The following is a 12,914-nucleotide window of genomic DNA, read 5'->3' as shown; positions in this document are numbered from 1 at the left end:
CAATTCCTACCCGCCCAAGAGGTATTGCTCCAAGACAAACAATCAATATATCTGTCGACCTGTTTTAGGACGGGTTAGCAACGCAGCTATTTCATATCCATCTGGTAATGCGATTGATATGACCACACTGTCGTGCCTGTTCTTACGAGACCGTACCCAGACCCAGCATTCGAATGGCGTTTTCTTTCAGGATTAGCGGTTTGACTTCCTCCTTGAACCCGGCATTCTCGAAATCTTTCAGCCAGCGTTCGGGCGTGATAAGCGGAAAATCGGTACCGAACAGTATCCGGTGTTTGAGCTGCGTGTTGGCGTATTGCACCAGCTGGGGCGGAAAATACTTCGGCGACCAGCCCGACAAATCGATGTACACGTTGGGCTTGTGCATCGCTACCGACAGGGCCTCATCCTGCCACGGCCACGAGGGGTGCGCGATGATGATGGGCGCATCGGGGAAGTCGATGGCGACGTCGTCGAGGTGAATGGGGTTGGAATATTCGAGCCGCAGCCCGCCCCCACCCCGCACCCCAGACCCGAAACCCGAATGGCCGGAGTGAAACAGCATCGGCAGTTTGTACTCGGCAATGACTTCATAGAGGTGATACGCCATGCGGTCGTTCGGGTAAAAACCCTGCACCGTGGGGTGGAATTTGAAGCCTTTCACGCCGAACTCTTCGATGAGCCGACGCGCTTCACGGGCACCCATCCGGCCCTTGTGCGGGTCGATGCTGGCGAAGGCGATCATCACGTCGGGGTTTTCGATGGCGGCTTCGGCGATTTCTTCGTTTGGAATCCGGCGACGGCCCGTTTCGTGCTCCGAGTCGATGGTGAACATGATAAAAGCCATTTTCAACTCCCGATAATACGCCACCGTTTCCTGAATCGTGGGGCGGTGGTCGGACTTGAAATAGCGGGCAAACGCTTCGTCGAACTCCGGCCGGTAATCGTCGTGGGGTTGGCGGCACGACACTTCGGCATGCGTGTGTACGTCGATGGCAATCAGGTCATTTGTATTCATACAGTCTTGATAGTCAGTTTATTTTGCCGCCATGCGAATCGCGCCATCCAGCCGGATAACCTCGCCGTTGAGCATCGTATTGTCGAGAATGTGTTTAACCAGCGACGCGTACTCGTCGGGCTGACCGAGCCGCGACGGGAACGGCACCTGCTGACCCAGTGACAACCTAGCCTCTTCGGGTAGGCTGGCCAGCAGGGGCGTTTCAAACAGGCCCGGCGCAATGGTCATCACTCGGATGCCAAAGCGGGCCAGTTCGCGGGCGATGGGCAACGTCATACCAACGATGCCCCCTTTGGAGGCCGAATAGCCCGCCTGCCCGATCTGCCCGTCGAACGCGGCTACCGACGCCGTCGATACGAGCACACCCCGCTCTCCACCCGGACTGGGTTCGTTGGTTTGCAGCACAGCCGCCACCAGCCGGATGACGTTGAACGTACCGATAAGGTTGACCGTGACGGTTCGGGTAAAACTCGCCAGGGAGTGCGTGCCATTTTTGCCAATAACCCGCTCCGCCGGACCAATACCTGCACAACTGATGGCGCCGTGCAGCCCACCGAATTCGCGCAGGGCCGTGTCGATGGCGTTCTGCACGCTGTCTTCGCTCGTTACGTCGGTCTGCACGAACCGGGCGTTGTTGCCCAGTTCGGTTTCAGCCTGTTGCCCGGCGGCAACGTTTACGTCGGCCAATAGGGCAAAGCCACCCGCCTGCGTAATCATCCGGGCGGTGGCCAGCCCCAGGCCCGACGCCCCGCCGGTCACGATAAAGGTTTGCTTCTGAATAGTCATTGTGTGGCGTTGATGGTTGGGCTCTACTCCTCCCCCCACACAGTGCGGGCGGTGTTGACGACCAGTTCGAGCTTGCGCCATTGGTCATCGGGGGTCATAGCGTTGCCGTGGTGCGTGCTCGAAAAGCCACACTGCGGACTCAGAGCCATGTTTTCCAGCGGCATGTACTTCGCGGCTTCACTGATGCGGGTCGTTAGTTCGGCTTCGGTTTCGAGCTGGGGCACCTTCGACGAAACCAGCCCCAGCACCACCCGTTTGCCATCCGGCACGAAACGCAGGGGCGCAAAATCGCCGGAGCGTTCGTCATCATATTCCAGAAAATACCCGTCGACGTTGATGCTATTGAACAACACTTCAGCCACGGGCTCGTAGCCACCCTCGGCAAAATAGGTGCTGCGATAGTTACCCCGGCACAGGTGAATGCCCACCGTCAGGTCGTCGGGGCGACCGTCGATGACCGAGTTAATCAGCGCGGCATAGGTACGCGGCAGTTCGTTGGGATCTTCACCGCGCTCTTTGGCCGCTTCCCGCATTTTGGGGTCGCAGAGGTAGGCCAGGTTCGTATCGTCGAGTTGCAGGTAGCGCAGACCGGCCTTGTACAGGTGGTCGATTTCCTGCCGGTACGCAGCCGCCAGGTCATGAAAAAACTCGTCCATCTCGGGGTACGCGTCGATATCGATGGATTTACGGCCACCCCGAAAGTGCACCATCGTCGGCGACGGAATGCTTACTTTGGGCGTTTGCGTCACCACCGATTTCAGGTAATTGAAATCATCCATCTGAATGTCGCGGGCGTGTTTCAGCTTGCCCGTCACGCTCAGTTTTGGGGGCGTAAACCCATCTTCAGCGGCTTTGGCGTGGGGGTTGGCTTCGATGCCGCCTGTCACGGTTACGCCGTCGAGCTGTTTCAGGAAATCGAGGTGGAAATAGTCGCGCCGGAATTCGCCATCGGTCACGGCTTTCATACCAATCGCTTCAACGCGACGGACCGTATCGGCAATGGCGGCATCTTCGATAGCCCGCAGTTCGTCGGCGGGTAGCTCGCCTTTTTTCCAGCGAATCCGGTTTTCCCGAACGGCATCGGTACGCAACAAACTGCCGACCTGGTCGGCGCGGAATGGGTATTTGGTCATTTGATTTAGGAGATTTTCTTAGTTGCAATGTACAGTGTAGCGATGCCAGCCAGCAAGGTTGGGACAGCGAAGGCCAGAAAATTATCCGCCAGCGACAGGCCCATACCGATGAGCACTCCGCCCAGCGCGGGACCGATGATGCCACCCAGCCGCCCGACGCCAATGGCCCAGCCAACCCCGGCGGCTTTAAACTCGGTTGGGTAAAGCCGGGCCGAAATGGCGTACAGACCCACAAACCCGCCCTGAATGCCGAAACCGAGTAGTCCGAACAGCGGCAGCAGCAGGTTGCTACCGATGAAAAACCGGAACGACGCCATCAGCACCGCCGTGATGATAAGGAACGTACCGATGGTTTTTTTCAGTCCGAACCGCGACGAGCAATAGCCCTGCGTCAGCACGCCCACGAAAGCCCCGCCGTTGAAGACCGTACCCGCGTAGATAGCCAGCGAGAGTGACAGCCCGGCGTTGGAAGCCAGTTTGGGAATCCAGGCGGTCAGGAAATAGAGCGACGCGAACGACAGGAAGAGGGCGGTCCAGAGCTGGAAGGTCGGAAGGCGGTATTCGCTACCCAGAACGTCCTGAAACGGCAGGTTATGTGCTTGTGGCGTGTTGGCAGGCAGGGCCGCGAGCCGTTCCCGGCCGAGTTTTTCCAGAATCGTATTAGCCTTGTCGAGCGCACCGGCGGGTTGTTTTCTGAGGTAAAACGCCAGCGACTCCGACAGGTAATACCACGCCACCGGCAGGGTAACGAACGACGCCAGACCGGCCAGCTGAAACATACGCGGCCAGCCGTCGTGCGGCACCACCGAAGCCGCGACCATCCCCGACAGAATAGCCCCCATCGGATAGCCCGCAATCGCCAGACTCACCCAGAAATCGCGGCTACGGTCGGGGGTGTATTCGGCGGTCAGGGCCGCCGTGCTTGCCAGCATACAGCCGATACCGAACCCGCTGATAAGCCGCATAACAAGCAGCATGGCTACTGAAGTGACAAACGAAGTCAGGAAGATGCTGCCGCCCATGAGCACCGTACTGACCAGAATCATGGTTTTTCGGCCCACGTGGTCGGCAGCGGGCGCGAGCAGCAGCGCACCGAGCGTCATGCCCACCAGCCCCGAACTGAACACGACGCCGAGGGCTTCCGGCCCGACGTTCCAGGATTTGGCAATGGCGGGTGCACAGTACGAAATCACCAGCACGTCCATGCCGTCGAGCACATTCATCAGGAAGCAGATAAAAATGGTCGCGTACTGGAGCGGCCGGATGGCGGTTTGCTCGATGGAAGCGGGTATGGCGGGATTCATGGGATCAGGTAGGTTTAGAAAGCGTTGGTTTCGTGGGGTTTCCTCAACTCGACAGGATTCGGGACGACTCTATGTTCGGGTGCGGGCCTGCGCGGCCAGCCGAACCTGGGCGTTGATTTCACCGAAGCGGCTGTACGAACCCTGCCGGTGGACAATCTCGATGAACAGGCCATTTATCTCCTTGAAATAGACGTGAAAAAACACGCCCGATTCGTTGCGGTCATACAGGATATTGTGCGCCTGCATGGCCGCAATCTGCGCGTCGGGCAGGTCGGTTTTTGCTTGCAAATCGTCGTAATAGTTAGCCGGGATGGGCAGAATCAGGTCTTTGTTACGAACCGATGCGACCAGGCCAAAAATATCGTCGGTATGCCAGGCAATCTGCTGAATACCGCTCCCACTCCGCGCCACAAACTGGTCGGACGAGGTGCCCTGGCTTCGGCTTGAACTGAGCGGAATCCGAATCGACCCGCTACCGTTAGCGGCCACCCGGCTATACACAATCCCGCGCGGGTCGAGCAGTTCGAGCGACTCATCAACCGACAGCCCCAGCAGTGTGCGGTAATACAGCGTATTCGACAAATAGGCGTCGTGGCCAACGGTATGCCCGATGTGGTCGAAGCGGAGCGCGTCCGGCCCCGTTGGGGTGTGGCCGGTCGGGTCAAATTCAAGGTCGTAAATAGCATTCCCCGCCGACTCATCGATGAAATAATACAGCATACCACCGATGCCCCGGCTGGCGGGCATGTCGAGTTCGTTGGGGCTGCGGCTCCGCTCCTGCCAGTCGTAGCGGAGCTGCTTTGCCCGTTGGGCCACCGCCTGCTTGTCGGGCGTGCGGAACCCAATGGCGCAGACCGTGTTCGGGGCGTAATCGTCGGCCTGTCGGTTCAGCACCACCGTAACCTGCCCGCACTGCCACAGGCTCACCGCTTTGGTGCGGTGCCGAAACGTTTCGGCAAAGCCCAGATTAGCCAGCAGGTCGATGAGGTCCGGCTGCGCATCGGGCGTAGTAGTAAACTCCACGAATTCAAGGCGTTGCAGATCGGGCTTGGGGGTCTGGTTCAGCGTTTGTTCGAGCCAGATCAGCGACCGTTTGCCATCCACCGCCACCGGCTCGATGGCCGACGACCGGAATTCATCGCTGAAAATCTCGTGCGACAGGTACCCGTCGTACCCCGTTGACTGCACCGCCTTCAGAAACTCGACGACCGGAAACGACCCCTGCCCGGGAAAGCAGCGGTAGTGCCGACCCAGGTGCATGGCCCCCATATCGAACCGGGGTGCGTCGGCCATCTGCACAATGGTCAGCTTGTGGGCCGGAATGGTGTAAATATCTTCGAACGTGCTGTTAAGCGCGCTGATGTGGAAGTTGTCCAGAATGTTGCCGAGGTTGGGGTGGTTGGCCCGCCGGACAATCTCCACCGACTGATGGTAGGTGTTGACGTGGCGCCCCCACGAGAGAGCTTCATAGCCAATGCGAAAGCCGTGCTGCCGGGCCAGTTCGGCCATATCGTACAAATCTTCGGCGGCTTTTTCGAGGCTGTCGATGGTATGGGGCGAAGTGTTGGAGCAGATAAAGAGCGTTTCCGTATCCAACTGATGCATGAGTTCAAACTTCCGTTTGGCCCGGTCGAGGCTACGGGTTTTGAACGGCTCAGGCATCGCTTCGTAGTCGCGGAAGGGTTGCAGGCCCACCAGTTCCAGCCCCAGTTCGGCCAGCAAATTCCGGTAGTCGGTGGGTGAAACGGTCGAGATAGTCAGGTCATTTTCAAACAGTTCGATACCGTCGTACCCCGCGTTGGCGATAGCCCGCGTTTTTTCAAGCAGCGTACCCGACAGCGAAACGGTAGCGATGGAATGAAGCATGGCGAAACGGGTTTTGGGTACGATGCGTCAGGCGGTCAGGTCGATAATCAGCTTACTTTCCTCGCCCGTCGCGGCTCGCTCAAACGCAGCCTGAATGTCGTTCAACGGGTAGTAGCCGGAGATGATGGTGGCGGGTGTAATCTGCTGTCGGCGAATGAGTTCGATGGTTCGGCGGAAGTCAGTCGGGTGCTGATAGATAAGCGACGGAACGATGGTAATGCCTTCGCGGGCAATTTTGAGGGGCGTAAACTGCGCGTGCTTTTCCGACAGGCCCAACAGCACAATTTCCGACCCGCGCGGTGCCGCCCCGGCTACCAGCGACACGGCCCCGGCCGACCCCGCACATTCGAAGACAGCCGCTACCTCGTGAGCTTCCCAGATGGCGTTCAGCGTTGGGGCGTCGCCCTGTGCGGCAATAGCCCCCTCATTCACAGCCTTTTGCAATTTCGACTCGCTGATTTCGCTGACGAGCACCCGATAGCCCAGCCGCAGCGCAAGGTGCGTGAGCAACAGTCCGATAGCCCCCAGCCCCACCACCGCGATGGTATCGCCCGGCCGGGCCGACGACAAAAACAGAGCGTGAACGCTTACCGCCGTTGGCTCGATACAGACCGCATTGGCCGCGTCGATTTCGTCGGGAATGGCCCAGCAGAACGCTGATGGCAGGCAGACATATTCGGCAAAGCAACCGTTTTCGGTCAGGCCAATTACCCGCTTGTTGGGGCAGATGTGTCCTTTCCCAGTGAAGCAAAACCGACAGTTCATGCACGGAATGTTGGGTTCAATAACTACCCGTTCGCCGATAGTTCGGTTTGTGACGGCTGCGCCCAGCTTATCGATAAATCCATAGCCTTCGTGCCCAATAACCGTTGGGCGGCTGAGGGGCCGGTGCCCCAGAAACACGTGTACGTCGGAGCCGCAGACCCCCACCTGCGCCAGCTTGACCCGCACCTCACCCCGCCCCGGCTCCGGCACGGGTATGTTGCGGGCCGATAGCTGCTGCGGTTTTTCCAGAAAAAATGCGTTCATCATACCGTTGATAAGGTTTTTTACGCCTGTTTATCTTACCCCCCGTCCCCCTGAAGGGGGTGAGGACTTACACTTTACAGGACATGCTACATACCGAGTCCTCACCCCCTTCAGGGGGACGGGGGGTAGGTAGACTGATGCACTCCTCTATCAGCGCAACCATATCCCCAAATCCATCACAGTTGCCCGGAGCGGAGCGACCAGATGCAGCACCCCATTACGAGCAGTGGCAGAGAAAACAGCACAAACAGGGTCTGAATGCTGACCCCACCGTCGGAGAGGTAGCCGAACAGCAGCGGACCCAGAATGGCCCCCAGCCGCCCGATACCAACCGTATAACCCACGCCCGTCGCCCGGATACCCGCCGGGTACAGCCGCGACAGCGTGGGCCAGATACCGTTGAAACCACCCTGCACGAAGAAGCCAATCAGCAGCACCAGCCCGAAAATCAGGGTGGGCGTCAGCGGGGTGAATGCGTAGACCTGCATCACCGCAAAAGCCACCAGCATAAATGTCAGGACACTTTGGCGCAGCCCGAACCGACTCCCGAAGGCACCGATGGAAGCCGACCCCAGCGCAGCCCCAACGTTCAGCATGATGCCCACGCCAGTAGCCAGCGCAAACGGCAGGCCCGCGTCTTTCGCAATGGTTGGCACCCAGCTCATGAGCGTGTAGAGCGTCATAAACCCGAAAAAAGCCCCCACCCACACCGTCAGCGTATTTCGTTTGTAGGTCGTTCCCAGCAGAGCCGGTAGCCCCGGCTGCGGAGCATCCCGCTGAACGGTTGGCAACGCAGCGATTGGGTCGGCGTTCATGCGGGCCAGAAGCCGGTTCACGGCCGTCAGCGTTCTCGCCGATTGCCCACTGGCGGTTCGCTGATTGAGCATAAAGTCAAGTGAGTCGGTCATGAAAAATAGCACGAGCAGCCACATCACCACCGCAAGGCCACCCGCCACCAGAAAGGCACTATGCCAGCCATAGACCGGGATGTAGTTGGCACAGAAGAGGCCCGTCAGGATAGCACCGATCGGCCAGCCCGCCTGCACCAGCCCCACGTTGATGTCGCGGTATTTCTGGTTAGAGAACTCAGCCGCTGTAGCCGCCATCGTCGGCAGGATTCCACCGATGCCCAGCCCCGTCAGGAAGCGCAGCGCCAGCAGCAGCCCGTAGTTATGGCATAGCCCCACCCCCAGCATCCCAAGCGCAATCACACCCACCGACACCAGAAAAATTGCTCGTCGGCCCCGGCGGTCGGCAAGGGGGGCAATCAGGAAACAGCCCAGCGTCATGCCGGCCAGCCCCGCGCTGAACACGTACCCCATCTCCACCTTCGACAGCCCCCACTCCGCGATAATGGCCGTGCTCGAAAACGATACGATGAGCACGTCGATACCGTCGTTGAAGTTCAGAATGAAGCAGATAGCAACCATCAGCCACTGAAACGCCGACATGGGCCGGTGCGACAGGTCGATGGGCGATGATGTCTGTATGTCGAGCGCAGGTGCTGCCATTTACTTATGTTTTTAACTCAGGAATTTTACCCCCAAACAACCTCTGAAGGGGAGCTTTCCGCAAATGAACCACTCCCCCTTGAGAGATTGTCTGGGGAATCTTTGACCGCGGCAAAATGGTCTTTTTTGTCATCCCGACGACAGGAGGGATCTTCGCTAGGAGCAAATAAAACCGCCTACTACCGAAAATCCCTCCTGTCGTCGGGATGACAAAACTCATTCCCCAAACAACCTCTCAGGACGGTCCGACGGGTCGGGGCCGGGGGCAAAAAGTTTCACTATTCAAGGTAGCCAGCTTTCGCTTTTTTGCCCGTTTTCACCCACGCCCGCAGCGCGTCGAAGGCAGCACCGGTTTGTTCGGGGGTGAAATTACAGTGGCCCTGCCCGTTGGTGTAGCGCACTGTGAAATACTGGTCGCGGCCCTGCTGATGCACCATGTTCTCGAAATTATCGACAGCATACCGGGCCGGAATCAACTGGTCATACACGGTGTGCATGAGCACCGTTGGCTTGTCGATTTTCCCCGTCCGGTCATACTTTTTGAAAATCTTGTCGGGGTCAGCCGTGGCGGGTAGCCGTTCGGCTTTCTGGTTCACCTCCAAGTCGTTCGGGAAACCGCTGTAGAGCGTGTTTGTGTTGTCGAAAGGATTGCCGCCTTCTTTCTGGGCGATGTCGCGGAGCACGTTTTCGTTGAAAAACAGCGACATCGGCAGGTCGTCGAGTTTCAGGTCGTAGCGCCGGGCGAAAGCCACCGCCAGCACCGAATCTTTAGCCAGTATGGCCGTGCGAATGGCTTTCGATTTCTCGGGCATGGTGCGGGCGTTCTGCGCCTTGTACGGCTTCGACAAATCGAAAATGTCGGCTAGCGGGGTGGCGATACCGGGAAACAGACCGTTGAAGGTTGCGTAGAGGTCGAACTCTTTGCGGCACTGCAAATACGGGCGGCTCGACAGCGGGCACATGGGCAACCCACCCACGTAGTTCTGGCCGAAATTTTCCAGAGTCGCCAGCGTAATCCCCCCGCCCATCGAATGGCCCACCATAAACGTGGTGTCGGGTTTGCCGTACTTTTTCACAAAATAGGTACGCAGCGTTTCCGTGTCATCGACTCCCTGCGGCAGCGCAAACCCCTGATACTGGTAATCGGACGCGGCCACAGCAAACCCCCGGTCGAGAAAGGGAGCCATGCGTTTGGCAAACGCCGGGTTTTTGCTTTGCAGCGGGGAACCCATAAACTCGTATCCGTGGGCATACATCACCAGTTTCCCCTTCCAGTTGGCGGGAAAAAAGATGCGGTAGGCGGCACCGTTGATGGCCCCCGAATCAACCTTTGCCACGTTCTGGCCCAGGGCCGACATGCTCAACAAGCAACAAATCAGTAGTTTTTTCATAGCGATAAACAGACGGCTCAGAAACGGTAGGTGGCGGTGAGGTAATAGGCTCTCGGCATATTCCGCAGGCCAGAAAACACGTCGTTGGGATTAGCTTTTACGTAGTCGGGCGTAATTCGGTCGCGGTTCAGGTTGGCTGGAAAGCCGCCCGACCCCAGCCACTCCAGCAGCCCATACTGGCTGAACAAGTTATTGACATTCAGTTGAAGACCCAGCTTGCTACTAACCTGATAACCCATCGACACATCAGTATTGGAGTACCCTTTCATCATGAAGCCGTTGGGCGTGTTGGCGGGACGATCTGATACGTAGTTAAAATTCAGGATGGCGAAAAACTTGTTCGTTGTGTACCGGGGCGACAGGCTATACATGACCGGCGGTACGCCCCCCGTTTTGTTGCCCGAAAAGTCGAGTAGTACGTCGTCCTGCGGGCCGTTGGCGTTGGCTACCCAGGTTTTGTACTGATCGGCCACCGAGTTCTGGAACAGCGCCGATGCCCGCACCGAGATCCGTTTCGTCAAAGCCACGTCACCCTCTATCTCTACCCCTTTCGTGATGAACGAGTTATGCTGAAGGGGCGGCACATACGAGGTATTGTCGACGTTGCGGAAATTGTTGACGGTGATCACATTGGTCAGGCGGCTCACGAACGGCGTCACGAACAGCTTGAACCGCTCACTGGTGTATTTGTAGCCAAACTCGTACTGGTCGACGTTCTGCAACAGCGTGTTGCCGGTGTTGTTATCGACCAGAAACTGCGAAGTCAGCGTGTACAGCGTGTTTACGTCCGGCGATTTGCCCCCCCGCGATACCCGCGCATAGACTGACTGCGACTCGCCCAGGCGATAGTTCAGCCCGAACGAATACGACATATAGCGCGACTGGATATTGTAATTGATCGGTGTGGCCGGTACCCCGCCGAAGTTGTCGTACAGCGTCAGCGGGTTGTTGTCGAAGCCGCCGAACGTAACGGCGTCGGCCGTGTTGGTCGGTATAGTGGTGGCGTTCCAGCCCCTATTGCTCACCATTTCGTAGCGCAGCCCCCAGTCGAAATTGAGCTTGGGAATAATCTGCCAGTCGTGGCCGAAGAAGACCGAAGTCACCGTCTGATCGACGTAGCTGGTATTCTGCCCGCCCTCATCGAGTTTCATGAACCCCTGCGGATTGGTCACCTGATACGTCTTACCGTCGGTCGCGGCCAGACTGATGCCAATCATGTGGGGGCGGTCCTGAATGGTGGCCGCACCGGGGCCGGAGCCGGTGCCCTGCCCATCACTGGTTTGGGTGGTGGTGCCGTAGTACATCCCCGCCGTAAACCGCATGGTTTTGAGCTGCTTCGATACGCTGGCCTGACTCATGCTTTCTTTAGCCGCCCGGCGGGTCATGAATGCGGGCATAAACAGCACCTGATTGTTGACACCGGGAAAATTGTTTTTGTCGCCCGCCACGATTGGCTGACCCGGCAGGCGCGTAAACGTGCCCAACTGCTGCCCCGTGGCGAGGTCGGTGAAGGTGTAGGTCCCGAACCGCCCCGCCAGCCCCGGCAGGATATAGAAAATGTTTGTGGTCGGAATAAACGGCGACACAATCTGCGACCCCTGCTGAAGCATATCCTTATTGGAATACTTGGTGTTGAGGGCCAGCGAGAAACCGTTGCCCAGTTCGTGCATCCAGTTCAGGCCAATGCTCTGCTCGGTCGAGTGGTATTTGTTGCGCGAATCGAAATCGACCGTCTGCCCGTTGCGAGGCAATTGCATCTGAATCGACGGCATATCGTAGGAGTCGGTGTAATTGAAACCGGCAGGTAGTGCCTGTTCCGCCCAGCCCTGCGTCGGCATAAAGGAATATTGCAGGTTGCGGTCGTCGAGGAATTTACCGTACAGTTTTATCGTGCCGTTTTTGTACGTTTTCGTCAGGTTCAGCTTCACCTGCCCCCCGTTGTTGGCGGGGTAGCCGGGGTAGCGCGCACCGTTGGCGTAGCGGTAGAAACCACCCAGGTTAAAGCGCAGGCTTTTATCCTTGTTCAGTGGCCCGCCGAGGTCAAAATCGGCGCGGTAGTACGGGTTTCGTCCGTCGCCTTCCAGCCCCACTTTCGCCCGCACTTCACCCCCCATCACCTCACCACCAGTTTTGGAAATGTAGTTGAAGATACCCCCCGGTGCATTCGGCCCCGTCACGGCCGCCGACCCACCCCGCAGTACCTCGATCCGGGCCGTCGTCGCGTCAGGGCGGATATAGTAGTCGGTCGCGTAGTTGATATTCGTTACCGGCAGGCCATCTTCCTGCATCGATACGTAGTTGTACGAATACGCATTCGGGTAAAGCGTCAAGCCTCTGGTTGTAAGCTGATTGGCAATTTCACCCCGCCCCGCATTGACGAACACCCCCGGCACGTTTTTCAGGTAATCGGCCGCGCTCGTTGCCGCCATCCGCTCCACATCCTTCGTTTTCAAAATGCTGACCGAGGTCGATGTTTCGAGCCGGGTACGCGGGTCGAACACCCCCGTAACGACCACCTCATCAAGCGACTTGTTGACCGCTACCATCGTGACGTTGATTACCGACCGGTTACCCACTGCTATTTCCTGCGGAGCGTAGCCCACGAACGAAAACACAAGCACCGCCTTCGCGTCGGGCACCGTGATACTGAACTGCCCTTTCGCGTCGGTTTGCGACCCTTTGGTACTGCCTTTCAGCAGCACATTGGCCCCGGCAATGGGCGAACCGGCATTATCCTGCACCAGACCCGTTACGGTCTGCTCGGCCCGATAGAACGACGGCACAGGGGTAGCCCGAACCGCCGGAACACCCAGCGTCAGGCTCAGCGCAAGCAAGAGTACATTTGTCTTCATCACTGCTACGGTTAAGGAATTAGGAAT

9 protein-coding genes are annotated in these 12,914 nt (G+C 58.1%); all 9 read right to left on the bottom strand.

The genetic code is table 11. The features are described 5' to 3' along the window. Positions 1–142: 142 nt before the first annotated feature. The 9 genes from HH216_RS17425 to HH216_RS17385 all read right to left on the bottom strand — a co-directional run bounded on the left by HH216_RS17425 (position 143) and on the right by HH216_RS17385 (position 12,887). Positions 143–1,015, bottom strand: a complete 873-nt coding sequence (locus tag HH216_RS17425; protein ID WP_169551952.1) for an amidohydrolase family protein — start codon at positions 1,013–1,015, stop codon at positions 143–145. A gap of 18 nt (positions 1,016–1,033) precedes the next feature. Then, positions 1,034–1,801 carry a 3-hydroxyacyl-CoA dehydrogenase gene (locus HH216_RS17420; protein ID WP_169551951.1) on the bottom strand — a complete coding sequence of 256 codons (768 nt, stop codon included), beginning with the start codon at positions 1,799–1,801 and terminating at the stop codon, positions 1,034–1,036. 23 nt (positions 1,802–1,824) lie between these two features. Then, positions 1,825–2,934: a 5-methyltetrahydropteroyltriglutamate--homocysteine S-methyltransferase gene (locus tag HH216_RS17415; RefSeq protein WP_169551950.1), complete on the bottom strand. Its 1,110-nt coding sequence runs from the start codon at positions 2,932–2,934 to the stop codon at positions 1,825–1,827. Positions 2,935–2,939: 5 nt separating this feature from the next. Beyond that, positions 2,940–4,238, bottom strand: coding sequence for an MFS transporter (locus tag HH216_RS17410; RefSeq protein ID WP_169551949.1), 1,299 nt, complete (start codon positions 4,236–4,238; stop codon positions 2,940–2,942). Between the two features lie 69 nt (positions 4,239–4,307). After that, the gene (locus HH216_RS17405) at positions 4,308–6,104 is read right to left on the bottom strand and encodes a bifunctional sugar phosphate isomerase/epimerase/4-hydroxyphenylpyruvate dioxygenase family protein (protein WP_169551948.1); all 1,797 of its coding nucleotides are present in this window, start codon (positions 6,102–6,104) and stop codon (positions 4,308–4,310) included. A gap of 27 nt (positions 6,105–6,131) precedes the next feature. After that, positions 6,132–7,136 carry a zinc-dependent alcohol dehydrogenase gene (locus HH216_RS17400; protein WP_254448491.1) on the bottom strand — a complete coding sequence of 335 codons (1,005 nt, stop codon included), beginning with the start codon at positions 7,134–7,136 and terminating at the stop codon, positions 6,132–6,134. A 173-nt stretch (positions 7,137–7,309) separates the two neighbouring features. Continuing rightward, complete coding sequence (locus tag HH216_RS17395; RefSeq protein ID WP_169551947.1) at positions 7,310–8,644, bottom strand: MFS transporter; 1,335 nt, start codon at positions 8,642–8,644, stop codon at positions 7,310–7,312. A 278-nt stretch (positions 8,645–8,922) separates the two neighbouring features. Next, positions 8,923–10,035: an alpha/beta hydrolase gene (locus tag HH216_RS17390; RefSeq protein WP_169551946.1), complete on the bottom strand. Its 1,113-nt coding sequence runs from the start codon at positions 10,033–10,035 to the stop codon at positions 8,923–8,925. 17 nt (positions 10,036–10,052) lie between these two features. Continuing rightward, positions 10,053–12,887, bottom strand: coding sequence for a TonB-dependent receptor (locus HH216_RS17385; RefSeq protein WP_169551945.1), 2,835 nt, complete (start codon positions 12,885–12,887; stop codon positions 10,053–10,055). Positions 12,888–12,914 lie beyond the last annotated feature (27 nt).

Source organism: Spirosoma rhododendri (genome assembly GCF_012849055.1).
Classification (GTDB): domain Bacteria; phylum Bacteroidota; class Bacteroidia; order Cytophagales; family Spirosomataceae; genus Spirosoma; species Spirosoma rhododendri.
This window is presented reverse-complemented; position numbering and strand designations above follow the sequence as displayed.